Consider the following 26,611-nt stretch of genomic DNA (forward strand, 5'->3'; position numbering starts at 1 on the left):
AAGGGCTACCATATACGCAACTAACGGAATAAATCACATGTCTCTTCCCGCCTCTCCCGACACCCCCGCACGCCCGGAAGAAACAGATCTGTTCGACCGCGGCGCATCCGACTGGATCGTCTCGCCAGAAGCCGCCTTCGATGCATGGCTCGCCATGCAGGACTATCGCCGCTCGTCGGCCGACGTCTACCGCGCGCAGTGGGGCGCGTTTCTCACCTGGATGCGCGCACACCAGAAGAACCTGGCCACGGTCGATACCGCAACCATCGCGAATTTCGTCGGCGAGCTGCCGATCCGGAAAACCCAGAGAATGCGCTATTTGCGGCTGATCGAGCGTGTGCTCGACCACATCCGTCGCACCGAATACGCGTCGACCAACCCGGCCCGGTTCATTGCTCAGGATGGCGAAGCGAACTGGCGTAAGGCCCGCGACAACGAACCGACCGGTTTCCTCGCGCCCGCCGAGCGCGCGGCATTGCTCGCGTACCTGTTTTCGCCGATCGGCGTATCCGGTTCAGCGTACTGGAAAGAACGGCGCGACCGCGCGCTCGTCGCCGCGTTTCTGGGCGCCGGCATTAAAACCGGTGAAGCTCGCGCACTTACGATTAGTTGCATCAATACGAGTGGGACGTCGCTGCAGATCGAGTCGACGCATCCGGATTTCGCACGCGAAACCCACCTCGCCTCGTTCGCGATCGCCCTACTGGAAGCCTGGCTCACCGAGCGCAAGCGCCAGGACATTCCGGGGGAACTCGTGTTCCCGGCATCCCATGCCGGGCGGCCGATGCACAAGGCGACAATGCTGCGCGCGATCGACGCGATCGTCGAATCCGCCGGGCTCACGTCGTCGCGCACCGCACGCGCGAGCCCGCAAACGCTGCGCAATACCTATGCGGCTGAGCTGTTCGAACACGACGTGCCGCCCGAACGGGTCGGCAAATGGCTGGGCTTCATGCGGCCGATCTCGTCGAACCGGCTGCATCGCGCATGGAAGAACTGGCGTGACGGTTTGGCCGACAGCAACGGTGACGCGTCCGATAGCGACGAAACTCACTGATCACGAATTGGCTGCTCACACGAACCGATCCGTGAGCAGCCTTGTGTGGCGCAGCCTCACCGTTTCACAGCTCCCGAAAAACCTCACCTCAAGCTCCCCGGATCGTCTCACCTGTGCGGTGTAGCCGATCCTGGCGTCACGTGTGCGCAAAGCGCGCGACCGCTTCGAACCGGGACGGCCATGCGCCCGAAGCGTGCTCGCACTCGGGGCAGGCCACTTCGAAACCCTCTTCGCTATGTGACAGCTCCGGCTCACCGTCGCAATGCGGACAATGGGCCGGCACCGGAATCTCCTGATCCAGCGAGGTGCCGATCGCGGCAAACGCGTCCGGATCCAGTTGCCCGGCATCGGCCAGGCGGCGGATCAGCGCGGCGATTTCAGGATTCATGCCGCGGCTCGCGCGCAACGCGCTCACATCGCGCGTCGCACGTTCGAGTTCATCGCCCTGGCTACGTAACTGTTCTTCGAGCCGGTCGGCACGCGCCTTGGCCGAACTCAGTTGCTGCAGGAAATCGAATTCCTTGCGCTGTACGTCGCGCAAACCGCTCTGATAGGTCGACGCCATGCTGCGCAACGAATCCAGCTCGACCAGCATCGGCTTGACGCGGCGTTCGGCTTCGGCCACCGCGTCCTTGATTTGCTGCGCGTAGTGCTCGGTGCGCTGCTGCAGTTCGGCCTGTAGCGTATCGATGCGGTCACGCAGCGTCGCATTGTGCGTCTGCTCGGCTTCGACGCGGCCTGCGGCCGCGGCCAGTTCCTTCTCCAGTCGGGCGACTGTGGTGAGCAACGTTGCTTCGCTCGCCGAACCGTGCGTCGTTTGCGACGCGAGCTGGACCTCGAGTTCGGTCACGCGAGCCTGCAGTTGCTCGTTTTTTGCTTCGCCACGCGCGAGCGCGCCTTCGAGCGTTTCCTGGCGGACGGTTGCGTCGCGCAACCGCTGTTCGGCATCGGCAACGCCGGCGCGAACCTGCTCGCGATCGCCATCCAGACTATCCCGCGCGGCTTTCAACGCTTCTTCATAGAGTGCGCCGAGTAACGCACCGGCCTTTTCCTCGACAGCTTTCGGGATTGCGGCACCGTCGAGCCTGATCTTGGAGGCGGAACGAATGCGCTCCCAGAAATGGTCGATGTCTTTCGGGATATCGCTGGCGCTGCCGGTCTGGGTGAGATCACGGACGTTGGCAGCCGACGGTCTGATGCCAAGATCGAAGAACAACCGCTTGCACGCGTGCAGCGACAATTCCTGTCGTCGTGCGCCGTTCGCGCGCAGCGATTCCAGTTCGTCCCGAATGGCGTGGCGGATTTCGTCCAGGGTCATCGCTGTGCTCACAGACATTGAAGTGTGGTAATCATAACGAAATACGTATTTATTGATACTTGTTTCGGCTCGACGTTGTGAATTTACGTCGTTGTGCACAGAAATCGGGTCTGTGAGCCAATCCGGACGACTGTGGTTTCGGATTCCGTGAAACAAAGCGAAGAAAGTCCGCCAAGTCCTTGTCCCACAAGCATTTTCCTGCAGCCCCCGAATTTGGGCATTTGTTTCACATGAACACGGATCCGATTGCCTGTGGGTGTTCAGGGGTTGGGGTGTCTGTGGAAAACTCGTCAGCCATTGTCTTGAGAGTATTAGAAGTAAACACCCTTGAACCCTTAGTTAAAAACGTTAACGCCACGGCACAGCCTTATGTTGCAAGGCTTTCCGGCCGACAAGGTGAAGTTTTACGGGAGCCAAGGTGATCTTCTGCGGGAGCTGACGTGATGGGGTTCAGGGAGCTGCGTGAGCCGTTGCGGGAAAGGTCGTGAGGGGATTCAGGATCACAGTGAAACACGAGATTTCCCAAAGGTGAGGCTTTTCGGGGCCTCACAGCCACAGAACCCGCGCTGTGCCTGACTGCACAGTTTTCTGCCTGTGCAGACATAGGTGAGAATTTGCGGGACCTTCTTTGCGCCCCGTTTCTGACCATCTTTTAGGCAGTTTTTCCGAAAGGTGAGGTTTCACGGGACTCCGCGGGCATTTAGTGTGAGGACTTCCGGGAAACGGACGCCATTTTGCACAGCAAAAGCGCGCTTGGGGGCCTGTGAAGCCCTAAAGGTGAGGTTTTTCGGGAGGGAAATCAGGGTTTTCCTGCCCGGAACCCGCTGAGGTGAGATTTTTCGGGGCCCAGATCACAGACTGTGATTCCAGCAACAGGTGAGACTTTTCGGGAATGGAATTTGCCTGAAAAATGGTCAAAGGTGAGGCTTTTCGGGACCGGTGAGTGGCCGAATTCGACGAAAAGCCCGCCAGGACTGGAAGAAATCGCGTTTTTGCTGTGCCACTTTTTGGCACAGGTGAGATTTTTCGGGGGCTGACATGAGGTTGTCGTATGAAGGATTTCCGTCGAAAGGTGAGGCTTTTCGGGGGATGTCCGCGGCGCACAGCCAAATGCCTTCTGTGCATAAGTATCGGAAGGCATTGGGATTTTTGATACCGAGGCAGTTACGGTGAGGCTTTTCGGGAGCCATTCCCGTGGATATTGAAGCACAGCGATTTTTCGGTAAGGTGAGCGTTTTCGGGAGGCTCGGGTAGCGAATCCCGTGTGTGACGGGCATTCGTCGATATCCGGACGAATGAACATACTGTGCTCGAGGTGAGTATTTTCGGGACCCGATACGATTTGTGCACTGTACAATGCGCGCCCGGGCCGACAAAGCAGGCCCAATCGGGTCGCGCAGACCGGTTTCGCAGCCGTCTTTCGGGATGCCGGACCCGCTTCCGATCTCCCGGTGAGTCACGCCTGTACATGCATACAGGCCGATGGGGGCCGATCGGCAGGTGCGACGACGTGGGATCGCAACCCTGTGCCGAACGCACAGCCGCGCAGTCGTAAAATTACGACAAATCGAAAGGTGAGCCGATACGGGAGCACATTTCGCACGTGTCGTGCACAGGTGAAATTCTGTGAATCGGCGCATCCCGCAGCACGTCTGGACGAGTCCGGAACGCTGCAAATCCGGAGCGGTGAGGGTTTTCGGGAGCGCCTGGGGTGAGTGCCGTTTTGCACGCGCGCTTCACCCGCTATGGTGAGCATGTCGTTCTGGACGCACTTCACCGCAGGCGCTATCCTTCCGGAAAACTTCTCCTCCGACCCGACGTATGGCCACGACGAAGCGCGCCAAGAAAACCGATGTGGATGTGGTGAGTGCCAGTTCAGCCGAATTGCGTAAGGCCGTCGAGGCGATCGCAATTCAGCCGAAGAGCGGCAAGATCACGCTCCTCACTCGCAAGCTGTTCAATGTCCTGCTGGCCGTAGCCCAGCAGGCCGACGACTCGGGCGATACGTATCGCGCGCTGTTGTCGGACATCGTTGCCAACTCCGCTTTCGATTCGAACGACACCGCACTGGTGAAGGAGCACCTGCGCCGCATGGTGTCGGTGCAGGTCGAATGGAGCACGGGGACGTCGAGCCAGAAGCCGGGCCGCAAGTGGGGGATCTCGACGCTGATCGCCGACGCGGAAATTCTCGAGGATCCGGCAACCCGCCGCGTGTGGGTCGAATTCTCGTTCGCGCCGAAGATCAAGAAGAAGCTGCTCGACCCGGTGCAGTACGCGCGCCTGAGCCTGCAGTTCCAGAGCCAGCTGCGCAGCAGCGCCGGCCTCGCGCTGTACGAAATCTGCGTGCGTTACCTGACGAACCCGAGCCACCTGACGATGCGCGAGCCGTGGGAGTGGTGGCGGCCGATCCTGTCGGGCACGCCCGATACGGAAGCCGGCGACGAGGCAAAGCGCGAGTACAAGTACTTCAAGCGCGACTATCTGCGTCCCGCGATCGCGGAAGTCAATGCGGTCACCAACATCTTCGTCGAGCTGATCGAGCACCGTGAAGGGCGCCGGGTCGCGGAGATCCAGTTCCGCGTGACCGAACGCAAGCAGCCGATGCTCGCGCTCGACGAACACCCGAACGTGTTCGACAGCACGCTGGTCGACCGGATGGTGAAGCTCGGGATTCCGCTGAAGGAAGCGCAGACGCTCTACGCGGATAGCGAGGAGAACCGCATTCGTGCCGCGCTGCAGATGACCGAGCAGCGGATGCGCAGCACGACGCTGCCGCCGGTGCGCAGCGCGCCGGCGTTGTTCAAGGATGCGTTGAAGAAGGGTTATGCGCCGCCGGTCGAGTCGGTCGACGCGCTGCCTGCCGGCACGCCGTCCCCGAAGATTGCAGCGGCCCAGCCGGACGATCTGAAGGCACGCCTGCTGAGCGAGTTCGCGGCGTTCCGCCGCAAGGAAGCGAAGGTGCTGTACGAAGAGCAGGGCGACGCGGAGCGCGAAGTGGCGCGCGAGTCGTTCGAATCGGAGGCGCTGCCGACGATGGGCACGCATCTGCGCGACGACTGGCGCAAGCGCGGCCTCGATTCCAAGCTGGCCGAGACGGCCTTTTTCGACTGGCTGGCCCAGAGGACCTGGGGCGAGCCGACGGACGGCGACCTGCTGTCGTTCACGCTGAACCAGTCGCGGGCCGCCTGAGGCCCGCTCAGGCCCGTTGACGGGCCGCCGCCGGCCCCGCCCTCGATTGGCGGGCCCGGCGTCCTCACCAGGCCCCGCCGGCCGTTTCCATCACTCCGACAACAGCATCCGCTCGAGCTGCTCGAGGATCGCGTCGCGCTTGTCCTTCGGGAGACCGCGCAGGCGCAATTCGATGCGATCTTCGCCATACGACTTCAGGTCGCCGACCGACTTGCCGCCGAGCTTGATCTCGAGACGCTGCGCATAGCGCTGACGGCCCGCGGCCTTCGGCGTTTCCTGCGCCGCGACGCGGCCCTTGACGATGTCCGACACCTGGCGCGTGCTGAGATCGTCCGACACGATCTTGTTGATCAGCCGCAGCGTGGCCTCGGTGCCGCGTGCGTTGTGATAACGGCCGACCTGATACGCCATGTTCGAACCGAAGCGATCAGGGCGCGCGACCATTTCCTGCATGATCGCTTCCGGCAGCTTGCCGATCGACAGCGCGACGGCCACCGTCGATTCGTCGAGGCCGAGGTGCTCGGAGAGCTCCTTCTGACTCTGGAAATGCTTGTCGTCGAGGAAGCGGCGCCACACGACGGCGTTGTCGAACACCGTCTGCGAATCGCGCTGGACGTTGAGATCGTAGCCGAGCTTGTAGCTCTGGATGCCGATCGGCACGTCGATGACGATCGCCTTGACCGATTCCTTGTTCGCTTCCTTCAGTGCCCGCACGCGGCGGCCGCCGTCGCTGACGAAATACGTGCCCGGGTTCTCGTAGTCCGGAATCACGTGGATCGCCTGCTGCTGCCCTTGCTTCGCCAGGTTGACTGCCAGTTCGGCAATCGACGACTTCAGATAGAAGTGCCGCGGATTGAACGGGCTGTGCTTGATCGCCTTCAGCGACAGCTCGATCACCTGCCCCGGCGCATAGCGGTTCTCGAGACGCCACGCGCGATATTGCGCCGATTCATCGATCGACGGATCAAGCGTGAGCTCGGGAGCGGGCGGCGGCGCGATGTCTTTCTTTGCGGATTTGGTCGGCGCCGGAGTGGGCGTCTCGGACTTGACGATGCCGTCGATCGCATTGAGTCGATCGAGCGCCGTGCGCTTCTCGCTCGTCGTGATATCCGGGCGCGCTTGGAATCCTTTGGCAAATTGGGAAGGTTTCATGTGACTCCTTTGTGCGCATAAAGTCAGGGCAGCATGGCGACGATTTCGTCGGCGCATGCGCGAATTTCTGCGGCAGCCAGCTTGCCGCCACGATCGTTCATCTGCAGCACGGTCTGACCGAGCGCCATTGCCTGCTTGTACGCCTCCCGGGTCGGGATCTGCGTTTTCAGCAACGGGAAGCCGAGTTCCTCGAGCGCGCGCTTGAGCTCGCGGGTCAGCATGCGCTTCTCTTCGGTCTTGTTCAGCAGGAAGACGGCGCGGAGGTCTTCGTTCATGACCTGCGCCTGCTGGATCAGCTTGACCAGCCCGACGCTCGACCAGTAATCGGCCGGCGACGACGACGTCGGGATCACGGCAATCGATGCCGCCAACAGGACCACGCCCGATACCTTTTCGGTGATCGACGGCGGGCAGTCCACGACGATGATGTCGTAGTCGTTGATGAACTTCTTGATCTCGCGATGGATCTGGCCATCGGCTTCGGCCAGGTTGACGACTGGAAACGGAATGCCGGTGTCGCTGTCGCCGGATGCGCTCGACCAGTGAACCAGTGTGTTTTGACGGTCTGCGTCGATGACGAGGACGCGCTTCCCTTTTTCATGGAACGCGGCACCGAGGTGCATGGCAATCGTGCTTTTGCCGACGCCACCTTTTTGTTGAGTGACTGCAATGATTTCCGCGGCCAATTTTCACTCCTATTTTGGTCGTTGGAATTCTACATGACGATATTTGGATTTCAATGAAATTGTCGTTCGACAACTACGCATTGGCCATTCGGGCTATCGGTTTATGCGCATAAACGAACCGGCGATGGTGGGTGGCGTGATTGGATGGTGTGGCGGATACCTGAAGCGTTGATAAGCAACCCGGTGGCATCACGTGTGGCATCGTCGGGGTGAGTAGAGAGTTGCTGCGGGGGCGCGTGCACTGCCCTTTTGTTCGATGGGGCAGCTTTGCCTGAGAGCCGGAGAGTTTGTGCGCATAAACTCCGCGGAAGCCGGGGCGCTCGATGGTGCGACTTGCGCGTTGCGTAACGCCTGACGGAACGGCCGGTGCTTCTGAGCGTGGGTTGTGAGTGGTACGCCCTGGCAGGGTACGCAGCGTCGAGGTGTGCCGCTGAACCCTCGTACGTCGACACACCACGCTATCCGGGCGCTACGTTTATGCGCATAAACCGCAGGCGGTAGACGGCGAGTAACGAGGGATCACATCCCGACTGCGCCGGGATCCGGAGCGCGGTGGTCTACTTGCGAGGCAGCATACCGACGCAGCAATCACACCCAGCAGAGACTCACACCCAGCAGAGACTCACACCCAGCAGAGACTCACACCCAGCAGAGACTCACACCCAGCAGAGACTCACACCCAGCAGAGACTCACACCCAGCAGGCTCAAATGTCGGCAGCGCTGCGCCGCGAATCGCGAGGTACCTCACCCGGCAATAGCCCGCTTTATGCGCATAAACCAACCGTCCTGTGACGCCACCGGCTACCCCCTTCGCAGATAGCCTCCCATCGCATTGATCAGGCGTGCGCGGCCTTTATTCACCATCCCGCGACAGAGCTTCCCTAGCCTTTATGCGCATAAACCCACCAATTCATTGAAGAGCATCCCGAACAGCACTCCCCTCTCGCGCGCCATCGCACTGCCTCATCAACCGGCCTGGCTCTACGAAGCAGCGAATCCACTCCCGATCGCACGATCCCTCGTCGACCACCCCATCAAGCCCACCAATGCAGACTGGCTACAATACAGGGCTCTACCCTCCAGGCCTGAATGATGATCACGATCTACCACAACCCCCGATGCTCAAAGTCGCGCGAGACGCTTGCGTTGGTCGAGTCGCTGAATACCACTGGTGCGCCGTTGAATGTCGTCGAGTACCTGAAGACGCCGCCGACGGTCGAGGAACTGGAAGCGCTGCATCGGCAGCTTGGCCGTCCGGTTCGCGACATGCTGCGCGACGGTGAGGAGCCGTACAAGGAGCTGAATCTTGCCCGTGCCGATCTGACCGATGCGGAAGCCTATGCGGCAATTGCCGCTCATCCGATTCTGCTGCAGCGGCCCATCGTTGTTTATCGCGGCAAGGCCGCCATCGGCCGGCCGCCCGAATCGGTGCAGGCGCTGTTCGAATAATTCTTGCCCGCCGTATTTTTCTGATTGCGTCAGCCCGGCGCAAGCACTAGGGCAAGCGCCGGCAATCGAAGCCGGCACGATCCAGGCCTAGCCTTCCCCGGACGACGTATCGTCATCGTCCGGGGCAGGCCCCCGCCCCGCCGCCGCTTTCGCGGCTGTCCGCAGCAGCGCGATCTGCCCGCGATAGGCCCTGCAGCCACTGCAGGTCGGCAGGTGTATACGCACCTGCAGGCGCTCATGCAGGGTCAGATGCCGGTCGAGCGCATCCGACAGCAGTCGCGTCACGTCAGTACATTTCCCCGGCAGCATCTTCGGTCGTCAGTCCTTGTTCGCTCAGGCAGGTTCGCAGTCGCGTGCGCGCCCGGTACAGCAGCACGCTGCAATGGTTCGTCGTCAGCGTCAATTCGCTGCAGATGTCCGTCATTTCGAAGTCGAGAAATTCGCGCATCATGAACACGCGTCCGATCTGCTCCGGCAGGTGATCGAGGCAGGCCTCGAACAGCGTCCAGAACTGCTGCTGCTGCAACAGCGTTTCGGGGCGCGGCCACGGTCGCGGCTTCGCGTGGGCGGCCCAGTGCCCGTTTTCCTTGAACAACTCGCGATCGAGCACCGATTCGCCGTCGAGCTCGGCATCGAGCGCGGACAGGCTCACCGTCCGCTGCCGCGCGCGCAGTACGTCGATCAGCTTGTTGCGCAGGATGCCGAACACCCAGGTCTTGTGCGCCGACAGCCCGGCGAAATCGCCCGCATGCGACCACGCGGCGGTGAGCGCTTCCTGCACGGCGTCTTCGGCCGCGTCGGCGTCGCGGAGCTGGAGTCGCGCGAAGCGCAACAGGTCGCGCCGCAGTTGCGCGAGATAAACGGGATCGTCGTAGGCGGACGGCATGTCTGGGTTGCGGTGTCTCGAAACGATCACGCGTGCGCCACAGGGCGGGCGCGTCGCAGTGCGAGCAGCTTACTGGGCGCGGTCCCGGCCTGCAATGCATGTTCCGTCACGAATTCACGAAACCGGCCGACGCGCTGCGCTATGCTTGCCGAACCCTGTGTCGCGTGTCGGCAACGACCCGCAGTAGGCAATCTGTAACGTCAGAACATAACGGCCGAGTTATCCACAATTTCTGTGGAAAACCTTGTGGAAAGTCGGCCGTACGGCCCCGTGGGGCGGTTCGCGGGCTGGCTTGCCTATAAACAGACCTTTGTCGCTCGTTCGGAAGCAATCGATCCGATTCCTCACTCACCGGAAGGAGAATGCCATGTCCTATCGCATCGCTGTGGTCGTCGGCAGCCTGCGTCGCGCTTCGTGGAACCGTGCGCTCGCACACGCCGTGATCTCGCTCGCCCCTGCCGATTTCTCGTTCGAGTTCGTCGAGATCGGCGAGCTGCCGCTGTACAGCCAGGACTACGACGCGGATTTCCCGGAAGTCGCGAAGCGCTTCAAGCAGTCGATCGAGGCCGCCGACGCGCTGCTGTTCTTCACGCCCGAGTACAACCGCTCGATCCCGGGCGTGCTGAAGAATGCGCTCGACTGGGGCTCGCGCCCGTGGGGTTCCAACTCGTGGTCGGGCAAGCCGGGTGCCGTGCTCGGCACGTCGCCGGGCGCGACGGGCACCGCGCTCGCGCAGCAGCACCTGCGCAACGTGCTCGCGTATCTCGACGTGAAGACGCTCGGGCAGCCCGAGATGTTCATCAAGCACGATCCGGCGCGCATCGACGACCAGGGCCAGATCGTCAGCGAAGACACCCGCAAGTTCCTGCAGGGCTTCGTCGATCGCTACACGGGCTGGGTGCGTTTGCTGAAGTCGGCCTGAGCGTCACACCCGATCACGCCGCCGGCGTCGGCACCGGCCCGCTCGCAGCGGGTCACGTGCCGGCGTGCCGCGCGTGTCGTGCATCGCGCGCTTCACGGATGCCCAGCAGGATCTCGTCGAGCAGCGCGATGTCGAACGGCTTCGACAGCACGCGGACGTTGACGGTGCGCGTGCGGTCGAGCTCCTCCGCGTAACCCGTGACGAGAATCACGGGCAGTTTCTCCGGCCGCTGCTCGACGGCTTCGGCGAGGTCGATGCCGTTCAGGCGGCCCGGCATGTGGATATCCGAAATCACGAGGTCGAACGCGTCGTTCGCGGCTGCACCTTCGATCAGGCGCAACGCGTCGTCGGCGGTGGGCGCGTAGGTCACGCGATGCCCGAGCAGCGACAGCAGCGCTTCGGTGCCGGCCGCGACTTCGCTGTTGTCCTCGACGAGCAGCACGTGCAGGCCGGCGAGCGCGCCTGCCCCCGCGTCGTGCACGACCGCCTGCGGCCGCGCGACGACATCCTCGGCGCGGGCGCGCGGCAGGTAGAGACGCACCGACGTGCCGGCGCCGACCGCGCTGTCGATCGTCGCGAGCCCGCCCGAGCGTTCGCAGAACGCGAACACCTGCGGCAGGCCGAGCCCGGTCCCCATCCCCTGCGCCTTCGTCGTGAACAGCGGCTCGAACGCACGCGCGAGCACGTCGGGCGCCATGCCCGAACCCGTATCGTCGAGCGAGATCTGCACGAAGTCGCCGGTCAGCGGAAAGCCGTCCTCGCGACGCAGCGTCACGTTGCGCGCGCCGACCGTGAAGCGGCCGCCGGTCGCCATCGCGTCGCGCGCGTTGACCGCGAGGTTAATCACCGCGAGCTCGAGCTCCGCGACGTCGACGCGGATCGGCCAGACACCGGGCTCGATCGCGACGACCAGCGACGATTTCGAACCGAGCGATGTCTTCAGCAGTTCGCGGCACGTGCCGACCCATTGCCCGACGTCGATCGTCTCGTTGTGCAGCGGCTGCTTGCGCGCGACGCCGAGGAGCTGGCGCGTGAGCGACTGCCCGTTCTTCAGCGCGCGTTCGATCGCGCCGAGCTCCTTGTCGAGATGCTGGACCCCGCGCCGCCGCACGATCTGCACGTTGCTCGAGATGATCATCAGCAGGTTGTTGAAGTCGTGCGCGACGCTGCCGACGAGGTTGCCGAGCGCCTGCATCTTGCGCGACTGCCGGTACGCCGATTCGATCGAGCGCCGCATCGACGCTTCGGCCTGCCAGCGGTCCCACGCCTCCTCTTCCGCCTTCAGCCGCTTGAGCGACAGCCAGATCACGGACCACAGCGCGACCGACGGCGCGAACATCGAGATGAACAACACGCTCAGGTGTTCGTACCATTCATGCCAGATCGCCGACGTGCGGTACGCGCACGTCACGTAGACGGGATAGCTGCCGACCTGGCGATACGCGACGATTTCGCTGCTCGCGCCGTCGTGGCGCACGCGCACGACACCGGCGCGCGGATCGTTGCGCGCGTCGCCGAACGTGACCGCGCGATCGGTGTGCGCGAGTGCCGGCGGCGGCGGATACGACGCGATCACCGCGCCGTCCGAACGCGCGAGCGCCATCGTCATCGGCGTGCTCGCGCCGCCGAGCAGGTCGCGGTAGAACGCGTTGAAATACGACGACTTCAGCGCGATCGACACCATCCCGGCGAACGAACCATCGCTATGGCGGCGCGCGACGCCCGTGTTGAACACGGGAATGTTCTCGAGCTTGAGCGGCCCCATCATCAGCCGCGAGATGTGTTCGATGACCTTGCCGTCACGGATGCCGGCGAAGTCGTCGCGGTTCGCGATCGACGCATAGGGCGCCGGATAGTAGAGGCTGTTCGCGAGCAGCATCCCGCTCGCGCCGAAGATCGACACGGCGGCCACCTGCGGATAGCCGCCGCCGATCGTGTTCAGCGCTTCGTGGATGTCGGACTCCCGGTTGCGCACGGTCGCGTCGTCCATGTCCTGCACGAGATCGACGATGCGCGCATCGAGCGTTTCGCTCAGGTCGAACACCTTGAGCGCGTGCTCCTCGGCCACTCGCACCGTGCGCATCGTCACGTCGCTCGCGGCGGCCTCGCGCGTCTTCAGGTCGTTGTACGCCATCACCACGACGTAGATGCACGGCAGTACGATCGCCGCGACGAGCAGCACGATCAGCGTCACGCGACGCACCGCGAAATCGTGCTCGGGCGCACCGGACGCGTAGTTGCCGTCGTCCTGCCAGTCGTCGGCGGGTGGGGAGGCGGGAGCGTGGGAATCGGCGGGCCGGTCGGACGTCATCGAGGAAGCGGGTGAGGCGGAGGTGCCTGCCATCATAAACGAGTTGCGACGGGCCGCCGCACGGCCCCGGACGCTGGTAATCCTGTCGATTTCGACAGGGGGAAATTGTCAGATTGAAAACGCGACGAATCCGGCAGCGCAAACGTACACAAGGAAAAATTTTGCGTGCTTATCTCGAAAATGGTCGCGGCTGTTTTCGGAATGATGCGTGTTCGGACCAATTCTGTTCGAAATGGTGAAAATGGCGAGTTGCATCGCCTCCGGTTTACTCAGAGAATCGCGCCTTGCTTTCCCTATGACAGATATATGCGCCCGCCGGCGTTCGCCGCGCGGTGCGTCGCGCGCACCCGCGTCGCGGCGCCCGCGCGCGGCCGCAAGACGGTTGCCCGCACCCGAACGCATGGCGCCTAAAGAAGTGCGCCGCGCGGTCGTTAACGCGAGAGAGACCATTCCGTATACCGCTTCGCTCCATGCCTTTGCCGATTGTAATTGCCGACGATTCGCTGCTCGCTCGCAAACTTCTGACAAAGGCGCTGCCGGGAGGCTGGGACGTCGAAGTCACGTATGCCGCGAATGGTCGAGAGGCCTTGGCGCTCTATCGTGACGGCAAAGCTTCCGTAATGTTTCTGGACCTGACGATGCCCGACATGAGCGGTTATCAGGTCCTGGAGACACTGCGCCACGAAGATCTGAACACGTTCGTGATCGTGGTATCCGCCGATATCCAGCCGCAGGCGCAAGCACGCGTGCGCGAATTGGGCGCGATCGCATTCGTAGCCAAGCCCGTGACGTCGGAGGCATTGCTGCCCATTCTCAAGGAGTATGGGTTGTATGCCTGACTCGGTGTTCACGGCGGAGCAACGCGACGCGTTGCAGGAGATCGCCAACCTCGCAATGGGCCGCGCCGCCGCGCGGCTCGCGTTGTTGCTCGGGCACTTCATCGAGCTGTCGGTGCCGCGTGTGCGGGTCGTGAAAGCGACCGACGCCGGTGACGCGCTGCGCGAGATGACGGGCATTCACGACAACGTGACCGCCGTGCGCCAGGGCTTTCGTTCCGACATCAAGGGCGAAGCAATCGTGCTGTGCCGCACCGCGAGCATCGCGCGGCTCATGTCGGTCGTCGACCGTACGTTCGGCGACGGCGTGTACGGCGGGATGGCGACACCCGACGAAGTCGTGTTCGACGTCGCGAACGTGCTGATGGGTGCGTGCGTCGCGTCGATCCTCGACGAGCTCGGCCGCAAGCCTGTGTTCTTTCCGCCGGGGCTGCTCGGCGCGAACGTGTCGTTCGACGACGTATTCCAGCCGACCGAGCTGGCATGGAGCGTTGCATTGTTGCTGGAAGTGAACTTCGGGCTCGAGGACCACGCGTTCCGGGCCCACTTCGTGATGCTGATGGCCGAGGATTCGATCCGGCTGATGGGCGATGCGCTCGACGCGTTGCTGTCCGCGCTATGACGGCCACCACCCCGTCGCTGAGCGACCTCGTGATCGAGCGGGTGGGCTTCGGCCTGTTCGTGCTCGACCGCGCGATGACCGTGCTGATGTGGAATCGCTTCATGCAGGACCACAGCGGTATCCCGGCCGCCGACGTGATCGGCCGCAACCTGTTCGACTGCTTTCCCGACCTGCCGCGCGCGTGGCTGTCGCGCAAGCTCGAGAGCGTGTTCCAGCTCGGCAGCTTCGCATTCAGCTCGTGGGAGCAGCGGCCCTACCTGTTTCGCTTCGAGCACGACCGGCCGATCACGGGCGGCGTCGACTACATGCAGCAGGACTGCACGTTCATGCCGCTCACGCGCGGCCGCGACGTCGAGGCCGTGTGCGTGACGATCTCGGACGTCACGCATGTGAGCGTGATGCAGCGCGAGCGCGAGGAAGCGGTTGCGAAGCTGCGCGAGCACGCGAATCGCGATGGCCTGACCGGCATCGCGAACCGGCGTTTCTTCGAGGCGCGGCTCGGCGACGAATTCTCGCGCTGGCAGCGCTACGGTGGTGACATGTCGGTGCTGCTGTTCGATCTCGACCACTTCAAGACGATCAACGACCGTTTCGGGCATGCGGCCGGCGATGCCGTGCTGCGCGAGACCGCGCGTCGTGTCGCGGCGATCGTGCGCGCGCAGGATACGTTCGGCCGTTTCGGCGGCGAGGAATTCGCGCTGCTGCTGCCGTGCACGAATCTCGACGAGGCGATGCTGGTGGCCGACAAGGTGCGCGATGCGATCGGCAGCATGCCGGTCGATGCCGAGGGTGTCAGCGTGCCGGTGACGGCGAGCGTCGGCGGCGCGTGTGCGAAGACGGGTGCGCCGACCTGCGACGTGCTCGTCAACGAGGCCGACGCCGCGCTTTATCGCGCGAAGCGGCTCGGGCGCGATCGGTCGGTCGCGTACTCATAAGTCGCGTACACCCAGGTCGCGCATCCGCCCCGCTGTGCGCGGAGCGGATGCCCTGGGCGCATGTAGCGCTCAGCTTTTCGCGATGTCGGCCAGCACGCCGGCCAGCACGGCCGGCTGCGACATGAACGGCGAATGGCTGCTGTCGAGCTGGTGCACGTGGGTCGGGTTGCCGGGCGCGAACGCATCGGCTTCGTCGATGAAGCGCTGCTGCAGCGCGGGCAGGATCACGCGATCCTGCAGGCACTTGATGTAGTGGCGGTCGATCGCGCCCCAGCGTGCGGCCGTCGTCGGGATCGCGGTCGCGAACGGTGCGGCCGGCACGTCGCAGGTCATCAGGTTCGCGACGGCCTCGAAGTCGGCCTGCGGCACGTCGTCGTACAGCGCGCGCTTCGCGAGGTCGCGATACGCGGCGTCGCCGCTGCGCGGATCGATGCGCAGCGCACCGGCGACGCGCGGGCTCGCCAGCATCAGCGGGCCGAGCATTTCACCCTTGTTTTCAGGTGCACGCACGTAATCGAGGCCCGGCACGCCCGACGCGGGCATGAAGGCCGCGAGATAGACGATCTTCGCGATCTTTTCCGGCGCGCGTTCGGCGGCTGCCGTGATCGCGAGGCCGCCCATGCTGTGCCCGACGAGCACGACCTTGCCGTGGCCGAGCGCGTACGCGTCGTCGACCGCCTGCATCACCTGCGTCGCGTAATCGTCGAGCGTCGTGTTCGCGACCGGCGACGGCTCCGCGCCGAACGCGTCCTTGTCGAGCGGGCGGGCGAAGTACGAAGCGGGAAAGCGGGCATTGATGCCGTGCGCGGGCAGGTCACGCGCGATCGACAGGTGGCCGCGCGCGGCCAGCGCGGCGGCGACGTGCGCGTAGCTCCACGCGCCGTGCCAGGCGCCGTGCACGAGCACGAAAACGGGATGATCGGACTGCGGGGTGGCGCTTGCGTTCGTCTCCATGGGGTCCGGGTCTTCTGATTTTGAGAAAGGTGTCATCTTAGACGAACCCGCGTGCGCCCAGACGGGCCGGATTCGACCTGTCCCTCTTGTCTCGTACAGGCCACATTTCGTCCGTATCCGATTTGAATTTATCCTGAAGCACGCTAATTTGTTGCTTTGCCTGCGATTGCGCCCCATGAACGTCGACTATCTCTTCTACCGGAAGCCGGACAAACCCGGCCCCTATTCGCTCGACGACCTGGGCGACATCGCGCCGCCGATCGGCCCGGGCGACCTGGTGCGCGCGGGCATCGCGCGCGTATTCGCGCAGATCGACTGGCAGGAATCGCCGGATGTGCCGGGCGCGTGGTTCGGCACGGGCGGCGCGGTCTTCCAGTTCACCGCGGAGCCCGACGGTCGCGTGACGAGCTTCATGGGCTCGCGCCTCGAACGCCGTTCGATGCTGCAGCTCACCCGCGAAATGGGGCTCATTGCGCTCGACCTGCAGCGGGACATCGTTTACGGCTGACGCGCGGCCGGCGCCGGGTGCCGCACGGGTCGGCCGCGCTTGCCGGCCAACGGCTTCCGGCATGCCGCCGCACGCGGCGCGTGTCCGCCATCGAACTTCAAAGATTGCTATACTTTCGCCCAATTCCGGCTTCCGGCCGGTAATTTGTGCCTGTCTGCGTCGATCGTTCGCATATCTCGCACGCATTTGACACCCTGACCATCCCAGCCGGGCATGGCTTCTTCAATCGCCCCGCGTGGGTGTCTCCGTGGAGCTCGTCTTGGCCGTTTCCAATTCCGTCGTGGACGAACAAGAAACCGACGCCGCTGCCGTCACATCGAGCAGTTCCTTCTATCTTGCGATGCGCATCCTGCCGGCCGTGCAGCGCGATGCGATGTTCCAGGTCTACGCGTTTTGCCGCGCGGTCGACGACATCGCCGACAGCGACCTGCCGCGCGCCGAGCGCAACGCGGGCCTCGATCGCTGGCGCGCGGACATCGACGCGTGCTTCGCCGGCCGCCCGCCGCGCCACCTGGCTGCGCTCGACCGCGAGATCCGCGCATTCAACCTGCAGCGCGACGACTTCCACGCGATGATCGACGGGATGGCGATGGATGCGGTCGAAGACATCTGCGCGCCGGACGAGCCGACGCTCGACCTCTTCTGCGATCGCGTGGCGAGCGCGGCCGGCCGGCTGTCGGTGAGGATTTTCGGGATGCCGGAAGCCGAAGGGATCAAGCTGTCGCATCACCTCGGCCGCGCGCTGCAACTGACGAACATCCTGCGCGACATCGACGACGATGCGGCGATCAACCGTTGCTACCTGCCGCGCGAACTGCTTGCGCGCGAAGGCATCGCGATCACCGACCCGGCGACGATCGTGCGCGATCCGGCGCTGCCGCGCGTGTGCGCGACGCTCGTCGAGCGCGCGCTCGAGCACTTCCGCCAGGCCGACGCGGTGATGGATAGCTGCGCGCGTGCGCAGGTGAAGGCGCCGCGCATCATGTCGGGCGCGTATCGCTGCATTCTCGAAGCCGCGATCGCACGCGGCTTTGCGTTCCCGCGCGCGCCGCTGCGCAAGCCGAAAGCGCGCATGCTGATGATCGCCGCGCGCTACGCGCTGTTCTGAGCCGACCGAGTCGATGCCCAGGACCGTCCACGTGATCGGCGCCGGCGTTGCCGGCCTGTCGGCCGCGGTCGAGCTGCAACGCCGCGGGCGACGCATCGTGCTGCACGACGCGCACGCGCATGCGGGCGGCCGCTGCCGCTCATGGTTCGACGGGACGCTGAACACGACGCTCGACAGCGGGCTGCACGCGGTGTTCGCGGGACAGCCCGCGACGCAGCGCTACCTGCGTGCGATCGGCGCGACCGACCAGCTTGTGGGGCCCGCGCTGCCTGAATTTCCGGTGGTCGACGTCGCGTCGCAGCAGCGCTGGACGCTGCGCTTCGGCAACGGGCGCTGGCCGTCGTGGCTGTTCGATGCCGCGTCGCGCGCGCCGGGCACGACGCCGCTCGACTACCTCGCGCTCGCCCCGCTCGCATTCGCGCGCATGGGCCGTTCACTCGCACAGACGATGCGATGCGACGGCATGTTGTGGGAACGTTGGCTGCGGCCGTATTTCCTCGGTGTGCTGAACGTCGAGCCGCGCCATGCGAGTGCCGAACTCGCGCGCGCGGCGCTGTGCAGCACGTTTTCCGCGGGCGGCCCCGCTTGCCGTCCGCTCGTCGCGCGCCACGGCCTTGGCAGCGCATTCGTCGAGCCGGCGCTGCGGATGCTGCAGCATGGCGGCGCGCAGATCCGGCTGAACTCGCGGCTCGACGCGTTCGAATTCGGTGCGCACGGCAATGCGGTCGATGCGGTCTCGGTCGGCGGCGAGCGCATCGATCTCGCGCCCGGCGACGCCGTCGTGCTGGCCGTGCCGCCCGAGGTCGCACAGCCGCTCGTGCCCGAACTCACCGCGCCCGACACGTTCAGCGCGGTCGTGACCGCGTATTTCGCGGTCGAAGTGCCGGCCGGCAATCCGCTGCAGACGTCCGTGATCAACGGTGTCGTCGACGCGGTGCGCACCGGCGGCGGCCAGCTCGCGGCGACGATCCGCGACGCGGGCCGCTGGCTCGACACGCCGCGCGACACGCTCGCGCGGCGCATCTGGGAAGACGTCGCGCGCGTGACCGGCGCGAACCCGGAAACCATCCCCGCGTGGCAGCTCGTCGTCGAGCCGCGCGCGGGCTTTGCGGCGGTGCCGTCGCAGGAAATGAAACGTCCGGCCGTGCGTACGCGCTGGACCAATCTTGTGCTGGCGGGTGACTGGATTGCCACCGGTTTGCCCGCCACGATCGAGGGCGCGATCCGCTCCGGCCAGCTGGCCGCGGACGTGCTCCAGACACAATAAGAGAGGGACCGATGAACGATCTCACCGAAATGGCTACCCTGTCCGCCGGCGCCGTGCCGGCCGGCGTCGATACGGCCGTCGCGCGTGCGACCGACGCGCTGCTGGCCGCGCAGAACGCGGATGGCCACTGGGTCTACGAACTCGAAGCCGATTCGACGATTCCCGCCGAATACGTGCTGCTCGTCCACTATCTCGGCGAGACGCCGAACCTCGAGCTCGAGCAGAAGATCGGCAAGTATCTGCGCCGCATCCAGCAGGCCGACGGCGGCTGGCCGCTGTTCACCGACGGTGCGCCGAACATCAGCGCGAGCGTGAAGGCGTATTTCGCGCTGAAGGTGATCGGCGACGACGAGAACGCCGAGCACATGCAGCGCGCGCGCCGTGCGATCCACGCGATGGGCGGCGCCGAGATGTCGAACGTGTTCACGCGCATCCAGCTCGCGCTGTACGGTGCGATTCCGTGGCGCGCGGTGCCGATGATGCCGGTCGAGATCATGCTGCTGCCGCAGTGGTTCCCGTTCCATCTGTCGAAGGTGTCGTACTGGGCGCGCACCGTGATCGTGCCGCTGCTCGTGCTGAACGCGAAGCGCCCGCTCGCGAAGAACCCGCGCGGCGTGCGCATCGACGAACTGTTCATCGATCCGCCCGTCAACGCCGGGCTGCTGCCGCGCCAGGGCCACCAGAGCGCCGGCTGGTTCGCGTTCTTCCGTGTGGTCGACCATGCGCTGCGCGCGGTCGACGGCCTGTTCCCGAACTACACGCGCGAACGCGCGATCCGCCAGGCCGTGTCGTTCGTCGACGAGCGCCTGAACGGCGAGGACGGCCTCGGCGCGATCTATCCGGCGATGGCCAACTCGGTGATGATGTACGACGTGCTCGGCTACGCGGAAGATCATCCGAATCGCGCAATCGCGCGCAAGTCGATCGAGAAGCTGCTCGTCGTGCAGGAGGACGAAGCGTATTGCCAGCCCTGCCTGTCGCCGGTGTGGGACACGTCGCTCGCCGCGAATGCGCTGCTCGAAACGCGCGACGCGCGTGCCGAGGATGCGGCGATCCGCGGCCTCGAATGGCTGCGCCCGCTGCAGATCCTCGACGTGCGCGGCGACTGGATCTCGCGCCGCCCGCACGTGCGGCCCGGCGGCTGGGCGTTCCAGTACGCGAACGCGCACTACCCTGACGTCGACGATACGGCGGTGGTCGCGGTGGCGATGGAGCGCGCGCAGCAACTCAAGCAGAACGATGCGTATCGCGATTCGATCGCGCGTGCGCGCGAGTGGGTCGTCGGGATGCAGAGCAGCGACGGCGGCTGGGGTGCGTTCGAACCGGAAAACACGCAGTACTACCTGAACAACATCCCGTTCTCGGATCACGGCGCACTGCTCGATCCGCCGACGGCCGACGTGTCGGGCCGCTGCCTGTCGATGCTGTCGCAGCTCGGCGAGACGCCGCTGAACAGCGAACCGGCCCGTCGCGCACTCGACTACATGCTCAAGGAACAGGAACCGGACGGCAGCTGGTATGGCCGCTGGGGGATGAACTACGTGTACGGCACGTGGACGGCACTGTGCTCGCTGAACGCGGCCGGCCTGACGCCGGACGATCCGCGCGTGAAGCGCGGCGCGCAGTGGCTGCTGTCGATCCAGAACAAGGACGGCGGCTGGGGCGAGGACGGCGACAGCTACAAGCTCAACTATCGCGGCTTCGAGCAGGCGCCGAGCACCGCGTCGCAAACCGCGTGGGCGCTGCTCGGCCTGATGGCGGCCGGCGAAGTGAACAACCCGGCGGTGGCGCGCGGCATCGACTACCTGATCGCCGAGCAGAACGCAGAGGGCTTGTGGGACGAAACGCGCTTCACGGCGACGGGCTTCCCGCGCGTGTTCTACCTGCGCTACCACGGCTATCGCAAGTTCTTCCCGCTGTGGGCGCTCGCCCGCTATCGCAACCTGAAGCGCGACAACACGACGCGCGTGACGGTCGGGCTGTAACGCGTGGCGCCGCAATCCACCGGCACGTTGCCCGTCATCGCCGTGACGGGGATGGCATTCGAGGCGCGCATCGCGCGCGGCGAAGGCGTCGAAGCCGTCTTTGCCGCACGGGCCGACCGGCTCGAACGCGCGCTGACCGAGGCGACCGCGCGCGGTTGCGCGGGCATCGTGAGCTTCGGCACGGCAGGCGGGCTCGCGCCCGACCTGGCGCCCGGCGCACTCGTGGTCGCGAACGCGATCGACGGGCCGTTCGGCCGTGTCGAGACCGACGCAGGCTGGAGCACACGGCTGGTCGCGGCGCTGCACGACACGCCCGTCTGGGCGCGCGTCACGCGCGGCACGATCGCGGCCGTCGGCGCCCCGGTCATCAGCGAACAGGACAAGGCGTCGCTGCATCGCGCGAAGGGCGCGCTCGCCGTCGACATGGAGTCGCATATCGCGGCGGCCTTCGCGGCTGCGCGCGGCGTCCCGTTCGCGGTGTGCCGCGCGATCGTCGATCCGGCGTGGCGCACGTTGCCGCGCGCGGCAACGGCCGGCCTGCGCGACGACGGCAGCACGGCGATCCTGCCGATCCTGCGTGAACTGCTGAAGCAGCCGTCGCAGCTCGGCCCGCTGCTGCAGGTCGCGAGCGACGCGCGCGCGGCGCGCACGACGCTGATCCAGGCGCGGCACGCGTTCGAGCGTGCCGGCGCGATGCGGATCGTTTGAGCGGCACGCGCCGCTTTTCTCGCCCTTCTCCTTCCTTCCCGGTTTCCCGTTTCTCGCGGACAAAAAAAGAGCGCTGCAGGTGAACTGCAGCGCTCTTTGTCTTTGCGGCGGCGGCCGTTGCAGCGTTACTGCGCGGCCGGACTGCTCGCGGGCGTCGCTGGAGCGGTTGCCGATGCCGCAGCAGGTGCAGCCGGTGCAGCAGCCGAAGCAGCCGAAGCAGCCGCCGGCGCGCTCGCGGGCATCGCATTGTCCGCGCCCGGATCGTCGTAGTTCGGCAGCCCCGGCGCGGCCGGCGCATTGTTCGGCGTGGCGCCCGATGCACCGCCCGTCTCGCCCGGATCCTCGTAGTTCGGCAACCCCGGCACGGCCGGCGTTGCAGCCGGCACGGCGCCCGATTCACCCGGTTCGTTGTAGGTCGGCAGCGTGGACGACGACGACTGGCTGCGATACGTCAGCGACTTGCGCTGCTGCAGGTACGCGTCGCGCACGAACGAATACGGATCGAGCGCGGCCTGCTTCAGCAGGTCGGTCGCGCCGAGCAGGTCCGAACGCGCGCTGATGAACTGCGCGATGTACATCGGGTTGCGCGCGGCCGGCTCGATGTAGTTCAGCAGGTTGAAGCGCACGTCCACCGCGCGGCCGACGCCGTCGCGGATCGTGCTCGGCCCGAACACGGGCAGCACGAGGTACGGGCCCGACGGCACGCCCCAGCGCGCCATCGTCAGGCCGAAGTCCTGGTGATGCTTCGGCAGCCCGGCCGGCGTCGCGATGTCGATCAGGCCGGCGACGCCGAACACCGAGTTCATCGCCACGCGCATCAGATCCTCGGTGGCATCGGTGATGCGGAGCTGCAGCAGGTTGTTCGCGATGTTGCCGAGATCGCCGAGGTTCGAGAAGAAGTTGCTGATCGCGGTGCGCACGGGCGTCGGCGTGACCTTCTGGTACCCCTTCGCGATCGGCTGGGCGATGTTCGAGTCGACGGTGTCGTTGAACTTGTACATCGCCCGGTTCATCGGCTCGAGCGGGTCGTTGGGGTTGCGGTTCGGTCCCGTCGCGCAGCCGGACAGCACTGCGCTGGCGGCAACGGTCGCCGCAATGATTCGCACCTTATTCATTGATTCCTTGCGATTGGTTCTTGGCGCGTTTGACGCGCGGTTTGCCCATCAGGACGGGCTGGAACACCACGGCGCCGATCAGCGTGCAGGTCAGGGCCAGCGCGAGCAGCTTGCCCATGCTCGACGTGCCCGGGTGGTGCGACAGCCACAGGCTGCCGAATGCGGTCGCCGTCGTCGCGGCGCTGAACAGGACGGCATGCGTGAGGCTCGAGTGCAGCAAGCCGGTTTGCCCTGCGCGCCACGCCATCACGAAATACACCTTGAACGCGACGCCGACGCCGAGCATCAGCGGCAGCGCGATGATGTTCGCGAAGTTGAGCGGCATGCCGAGCACGACGCACAGCTCGAGCGTCACGACACCCGACACGAGCAGCGGCACCAGCGTGCGCAGCACGTCGCCGAAGCGGCGCAGCGTGACCCACAGCAGGATCGTGATCGAGATGATCGACCACAGTGCCGCATGCAGGAACGCGCTGATGATCGTGTCGGCCGAATGCAGGATCGAGATCGGCCCGCCGGTCGTGCCCGGCTCCGCGGCCTTCACGGTCTTCGCGAAGCGGCGCAGCATCGTGTCGTCGTTCGGGTCGACGCCCTTCGGCACCTTCGGCGAAATCTGCACGAGCGCGTGGCCGTCCGGCGCGACCCAGTCGCGCACGAGCTGCGGCGGCAGCGATGCGCGCGTGATGTCCTGCGGCTGCAGCAGCGACGCGAGCTGGTTGAGCGCGATGCGCAGCGTATCGGAGAACGCGCGCTCGGCGCGGTCGCGCGTCGCGGCATCCGCGGCGGCGAGCTTCGCGAGCGACGCCGACAGGTGCTGCGCGGCGGCCGCGCCCGGGCCCGGGTGATCTTCTGCCGCGTAGCTCAGCAGGTCCGACACGCGCTTGAGCGCGGCGACGCGCTGCGCGTCGGTCGCGGGCGGCGCGGGCGGCTGCGTCAGCGCGGGCAGCAGGTCGCTCGCGGCGGCGGCGATCGCCGCGCGCTTGGCAGGCTGGTCGGCGGGAATGAAGGTCGACAGCGTGGTCGTGCGGCCGACTTCGGGCAGCGCGTCGAGGCGCTTCGCGGCAGCGTCGGCCTCCGCGAGCGACGGCGCGAGCATCGTGACGTCGTTGACGGCGGCTTCCGGCGAATCCTTCAGTGCAAGCAGCGTCGCCATCGATTCGCTGTTCGGATCCTTCAGGTGCAGCGGGTTGAAGTCGAAGCGCAGGAACGCGAGCAGCGGCAGCGCGCCGACCACGACCACGAGCGTGCCGATCAGGATCGGCTTGCGATGGCGATCGAGGTAATCGTCGACCGGCGCGAGCCACGGGAAGCCCGGCGTCTTCGATTCGCCCGGCGGCGCGAACAGGCGCAGCAGCGCGGGCAGCAGCGTGAGCGTGGTCAGCAATGCGACGAACATCCCGACGCCCGCGATCAGGCCGAGCTCGGACACGCCGCGATAGGCGGTGGGGATGAACGAGAAGAAGCTCGCCGCGACGGCTGCGGTGGCCAGCGCGAGCGGCATGCCCATCGAGTGCGCGGCGCCGATCAGCGCGTGATCGATGCGCGGATCGCGGAAGCGCTCCTCGCGGTACTTCACGCCGTACTGGATCGAGAAGTCGACGCCGAGGCCGACGAACAGCACCATGAACGCGACCGAGATCATGTTCAGCGAGCCGACCATCGCGAGGCCGAGCGCGGCGGTCACGACGAGGCCGACGAACAGCGTGACGAGCACCGAGCCGATCATCCGCTTCGAGCGCAGCGCGAGCCACAGGATGACGAGCACGGCGAGCAGCGTGAAGACGCCGTTGAGCGCCGCGCCATCCTCGACCGATGCGAATTCGTCGTCGGCGAGCGGCTGTTCGCCGGTCAGGCGCACGACCGCGCCGTAGCGCTTCTCGAGGTCGATCGAACGGGCCGCGTCGCGGATCACCTGGCTGGTTTCCGCGCCGGCCTTCAGCGCGCCGTAGTTGACCACGGGCTGCACGGTGACGAACGCGCGCGCGGGCTGCCGCGCGGCATCGTTGTCGACCAGCGCACGCCACGAGAACGCGGCCGGCTTGCCGGCCAGCACGTCGTCGACGGTCGCGGCGCTGCGGGCGAGCAGCTTCGCCATCGTGGGCAGTTTCACCTGGCCGGTCAGCAGCGGCTGGCCGAGCGTGGTGGCGAGCGTCGTGGCGAGCCCGGTGAGGCTCGGGTTCTTCGCGAGTTCGTTGACGAGCGGGCGCGCGCTCGCGAGTTGCGAGGTCGTATCGGTGACTTCCTGCGGCGACAGGAACAGCAGCCCGTTGTGCTCGAAGAACGGCCCGCCGCCGGGCTCGGCGACCTGGCCGATGCGGCCGGCGTCGGCATCCTTCTGCAGCGCTTCGGTCAGCGCCTGCGCGGCGGCATTCGCAAATTCGGGCGCGGGCGCCTCGACGACCGCGAGGATCGTGCCGTTGCGTTGCGGGAACGCTTTGTCGACGGCCTGGCCGAGCGCGGCGAATTGCGGTTCCGCATCGACGAGCTTGCTGATGTCGGTGTTGATCTTGAAATGCTGAGCGACATAGACGCCGCTGAGCGCGGCGATGACGAGCGACAGGACGACGACCGAGACGGGTCGGCGCACCGACCACGCAACGAGTCGGACGATGAGAGATGTCACCATGTGGCGATGGGGAGCGGCTGGCAAGGGCAAAGTAGCCAAGTATACCGGCGCGGCGTGGCGGCGGTCGTGACGTTCGGGGTTACGAGAAGGGAAGGAGATTTGTTCGCGACGGCGGAATCGATACCGAGGGTCGGCCGGTTTGTAAGGGGATATTTACATAAACGGCGCAACGCTGCTTCGACGCGCCACTGCCGGCCTGTGACAAAGGAACCTGAAAGGTAACAGTCGGTCACGGCGGCACACCGAGGCGTCAGGCCCGGTATACTTTGCATCGTCGGCCGGTGCAATGAACCGGTCGTTTTTTCTCATCGAGCGATATTCGTATGAAACGTCATCTGTTTGCTTTCGTCGCGGCAGCCGCCGTGTCGGTTTCCGCTTTTGCGCAGAGCGCGCCGGTCGATATCGTCCGCAATGCGGTCGAGGGCACCGTCACCGCAATGAAGGCCGATCCGGCCGCACGTGGCGGTGACATGGCGAAAGTCACGCAGGTCGTCGAGCAGCGCTTCCTGCCCGCGACCAACTTCGAGCGCACGACCCGCATCGCGGTCGGCGACGCGTGGAAGCAGGCCACGCCGCAACAGCAGCAGGAGCTGTACAAGCAGTTCAAGCTGCTGATGACGCGCACCTACGCCGCGTCGCTCGCGCAGCTCGGCAGCCAGGACGCGAAGTTCTCGTTCAAGGCCGGCGGCGCGTCGGGCGCCGACGCGCTCGTGCAGTCGACGGTCACGACGCCGGGCGACAGCCAGTCGGTCGGCTATCGTCTCGGCAAGGTCGGCAACGACTGGAAGATCTACGACATCGACATGTCGGGCGCGTGGCTGATCCAGGTCTACCAGGGCCAGTTCAAGAGCCAGCTCGCATCGGGCGGGATCGATGGCCTGATCGCGTATCTGCAGAAGCACAATTCGCGGACGAACTGACAGCCGCGGCCAGGCTGCAGTCCGGATGCACAAAGGGCGCCCTCGGGCGCCCTTTT

23 protein-coding genes are annotated in these 26,611 nt (G+C 65.5%); 13 read left to right on the forward strand and 10 right to left on the reverse strand.

The annotated features are described in order from the left end of the window. The first annotated feature begins 37 nt into the window (after positions 1 to 37). Positions 38 to 1,057 (forward strand): tyrosine-type recombinase/integrase, encoded by a 1,020-nt coding sequence (locus BCEP18194_RS22790; protein WP_011353617.1) that lies wholly within the window; start codon positions 38 to 40, stop codon positions 1,055 to 1,057. Positions 1,058 to 1,193: 136 nt separating this feature from the next. Here the strand turns inward: BCEP18194_RS22790 and BCEP18194_RS22795 are convergent, their stop codons facing one another. After that, positions 1,194 to 2,375 (reverse strand): DNA-binding protein, encoded by a 1,182-nt coding sequence (locus BCEP18194_RS22795; protein WP_011353618.1) that lies wholly within the window; start codon positions 2,373 to 2,375, stop codon positions 1,194 to 1,196. 1,821 nt (positions 2,376 to 4,196) lie between these two features. Between BCEP18194_RS22795 and BCEP18194_RS22800 the strand changes: the two genes are divergently transcribed. Continuing rightward, complete coding sequence (locus BCEP18194_RS22800; protein ID WP_011353619.1) at positions 4,197 to 5,564, forward strand: replication initiation protein; 1,368 nt, start codon at positions 4,197 to 4,199, stop codon at positions 5,562 to 5,564. Positions 5,565 to 5,654: 90 nt separating this feature from the next. Here the strand turns inward: BCEP18194_RS22800 and BCEP18194_RS22805 are convergent, their stop codons facing one another. Together BCEP18194_RS22805 and parA are read right to left on the reverse strand one after the other, a co-directional pair. Then, positions 5,655 to 6,716 (reverse strand): ParB/RepB/Spo0J family partition protein, encoded by a 1,062-nt coding sequence (locus BCEP18194_RS22805; protein WP_011353620.1) that lies wholly within the window; start codon positions 6,714 to 6,716, stop codon positions 5,655 to 5,657. Positions 6,717 to 6,739: 23 nt separating this feature from the next. After that, positions 6,740 to 7,402 carry a ParA family partition ATPase gene (parA, locus tag BCEP18194_RS22810; protein ID WP_011353621.1) on the reverse strand — a complete coding sequence of 221 codons (663 nt, stop codon included), beginning with the start codon at positions 7,400 to 7,402 and terminating at the stop codon, positions 6,740 to 6,742. Between the two features lie 1,090 nt (positions 7,403 to 8,492). Here parA and arsC point away from each other — a divergent pair. Continuing rightward, complete coding sequence (gene arsC / locus BCEP18194_RS22815; RefSeq protein ID WP_011353622.1) at positions 8,493 to 8,852, forward strand: arsenate reductase (glutaredoxin); 360 nt, start codon at positions 8,493 to 8,495, stop codon at positions 8,850 to 8,852. A gap of 87 nt (positions 8,853 to 8,939) precedes the next feature. Here arsC and BCEP18194_RS40060 read toward each other — a convergent pair whose 3' ends face one another. Further along, positions 8,940 to 9,161, reverse strand: coding sequence for a zf-HC2 domain-containing protein (locus BCEP18194_RS40060; RefSeq protein WP_011353623.1), 222 nt, complete (start codon positions 9,159 to 9,161; stop codon positions 8,940 to 8,942). Beyond that, a complete protein-coding gene (locus BCEP18194_RS22820) occupies positions 9,139 to 9,738 on the reverse strand; it encodes an RNA polymerase factor sigma-70 (RefSeq protein WP_011353624.1) in 600 nt (199 codons plus the stop codon). The genes BCEP18194_RS40060 and BCEP18194_RS22820 overlap by 23 nt, the downstream gene beginning before the upstream one ends. Positions 9,739 to 10,105: 367 nt before the next feature. Between BCEP18194_RS22820 and BCEP18194_RS22825 the strand changes: the two genes are divergently transcribed. Next, positions 10,106 to 10,660, forward strand: coding sequence for an NADPH-dependent FMN reductase (locus BCEP18194_RS22825; RefSeq protein ID WP_011353625.1), 555 nt, complete (start codon positions 10,106 to 10,108; stop codon positions 10,658 to 10,660). Between the two features lie 52 nt (positions 10,661 to 10,712). Here the strand turns inward: BCEP18194_RS22825 and BCEP18194_RS22830 are convergent, their stop codons facing one another. Both BCEP18194_RS22830 and BCEP18194_RS40065 read right to left on the reverse strand, forming a co-directional pair. Continuing rightward, positions 10,713 to 12,971 carry a hybrid sensor histidine kinase/response regulator gene (locus BCEP18194_RS22830; RefSeq protein WP_041493139.1) on the reverse strand — a complete coding sequence of 753 codons (2,259 nt, stop codon included), beginning with the start codon at positions 12,969 to 12,971 and terminating at the stop codon, positions 10,713 to 10,715. A gap of 108 nt (positions 12,972 to 13,079) precedes the next feature. Beyond that, positions 13,080 to 13,421, reverse strand: a complete 342-nt coding sequence (locus tag BCEP18194_RS40065) for a hypothetical protein (protein WP_011353627.1) — start codon at positions 13,419 to 13,421, stop codon at positions 13,080 to 13,082. 20 nt (positions 13,422 to 13,441) lie between these two features. Here BCEP18194_RS40065 and BCEP18194_RS22835 point away from each other — a divergent pair, with 20 nt between their 5' ends. From BCEP18194_RS22835 to BCEP18194_RS22845, 3 genes are read left to right on the forward strand one after another with little or no spacing between them, the layout of a single operon-like run. Beyond that, positions 13,442 to 13,810 (forward strand): response regulator, encoded by a 369-nt coding sequence (locus BCEP18194_RS22835; protein ID WP_011353628.1) that lies wholly within the window; start codon positions 13,442 to 13,444, stop codon positions 13,808 to 13,810. Continuing rightward, positions 13,803 to 14,429 carry a chemotaxis protein CheC gene (locus BCEP18194_RS22840; protein ID WP_039344650.1) on the forward strand — a complete coding sequence of 209 codons (627 nt, stop codon included), beginning with the start codon at positions 13,803 to 13,805 and terminating at the stop codon, positions 14,427 to 14,429. The genes BCEP18194_RS22835 and BCEP18194_RS22840 overlap by 8 nt, the downstream gene beginning before the upstream one ends. Next, positions 14,426 to 15,364, forward strand: coding sequence for a GGDEF domain-containing protein (locus BCEP18194_RS22845; protein ID WP_011353630.1), 939 nt, complete (start codon positions 14,426 to 14,428; stop codon positions 15,362 to 15,364). The genes BCEP18194_RS22840 and BCEP18194_RS22845 overlap by 4 nt, the downstream gene beginning before the upstream one ends. 69 nt (positions 15,365 to 15,433) lie before the next feature. Here BCEP18194_RS22845 and BCEP18194_RS22850 read toward each other — a convergent pair whose 3' ends face one another. Then, positions 15,434 to 16,318, reverse strand: coding sequence for an alpha/beta fold hydrolase (locus BCEP18194_RS22850; protein ID WP_011353631.1), 885 nt, complete (start codon positions 16,316 to 16,318; stop codon positions 15,434 to 15,436). Positions 16,319 to 16,493: 175 nt separating this feature from the next. Between BCEP18194_RS22850 and BCEP18194_RS22855 the strand changes: the two genes are divergently transcribed. The 5 genes from BCEP18194_RS22855 (at position 16,494) to BCEP18194_RS22875 (ending at position 21,894) form a co-directional block, all read left to right on the forward strand. After that, the gene (locus BCEP18194_RS22855) at positions 16,494 to 16,826 is read left to right on the forward strand and encodes a hypothetical protein (RefSeq protein WP_011353632.1); all 333 of its coding nucleotides are present in this window, start codon (positions 16,494 to 16,496) and stop codon (positions 16,824 to 16,826) included. A gap of 259 nt (positions 16,827 to 17,085) precedes the next feature. Further along, on the forward strand, positions 17,086 to 17,934 hold the full coding sequence (hpnD, locus tag BCEP18194_RS22860; protein ID WP_011353633.1) for a presqualene diphosphate synthase HpnD: 849 nt from the start codon (positions 17,086 to 17,088) through the stop codon (positions 17,932 to 17,934). A gap of 13 nt (positions 17,935 to 17,947) precedes the next feature. Further along, the gene (gene hpnE / locus BCEP18194_RS22865) at positions 17,948 to 19,201 is read left to right on the forward strand and encodes a hydroxysqualene dehydroxylase HpnE (protein WP_011353634.1); all 1,254 of its coding nucleotides are present in this window, start codon (positions 17,948 to 17,950) and stop codon (positions 19,199 to 19,201) included. 11 nt (positions 19,202 to 19,212) lie between these two features. Then, a complete protein-coding gene (gene shc, locus BCEP18194_RS22870; RefSeq protein WP_011353635.1) occupies positions 19,213 to 21,186 on the forward strand; it encodes a squalene--hopene cyclase in 1,974 nt (657 codons plus the stop codon). 51 nt (positions 21,187 to 21,237) lie between these two features. Continuing rightward, complete coding sequence (locus BCEP18194_RS22875; protein ID WP_244273139.1) at positions 21,238 to 21,894, forward strand: phosphorylase; 657 nt, start codon at positions 21,238 to 21,240, stop codon at positions 21,892 to 21,894. A 125-nt stretch (positions 21,895 to 22,019) separates the two neighbouring features. Here BCEP18194_RS22875 and BCEP18194_RS22880 read toward each other — a convergent pair whose 3' ends face one another. Together BCEP18194_RS22880 and BCEP18194_RS22885 are read right to left on the reverse strand one after the other, a co-directional pair. Beyond that, on the reverse strand, positions 22,020 to 23,009 hold the full coding sequence (locus BCEP18194_RS22880; protein WP_011353637.1) for an MlaA family lipoprotein: 990 nt from the start codon (positions 23,007 to 23,009) through the stop codon (positions 22,020 to 22,022). Continuing rightward, positions 23,002 to 25,635 carry an MMPL family transporter gene (locus BCEP18194_RS22885; RefSeq protein ID WP_011353638.1) on the reverse strand — a complete coding sequence of 878 codons (2,634 nt, stop codon included), beginning with the start codon at positions 25,633 to 25,635 and terminating at the stop codon, positions 23,002 to 23,004. Before BCEP18194_RS22885 ends, BCEP18194_RS22880 begins: the two co-directional genes overlap by 8 nt. A 323-nt stretch (positions 25,636 to 25,958) precedes the next feature. Here BCEP18194_RS22885 and BCEP18194_RS22890 point away from each other — a divergent pair, with 323 nt between their 5' ends. Beyond that, positions 25,959 to 26,555 carry an MlaC/ttg2D family ABC transporter substrate-binding protein gene (locus tag BCEP18194_RS22890; RefSeq protein ID WP_011353639.1) on the forward strand — a complete coding sequence of 199 codons (597 nt, stop codon included), beginning with the start codon at positions 25,959 to 25,961 and terminating at the stop codon, positions 26,553 to 26,555. The last annotated feature ends 56 nt before the right edge of the window (positions 26,556 to 26,611 follow it).

It is taken from the genome of Burkholderia lata (assembly GCF_000012945.1).
Classification (GTDB): Bacteria; Pseudomonadota; Gammaproteobacteria; order Burkholderiales; family Burkholderiaceae; genus Burkholderia; species Burkholderia lata.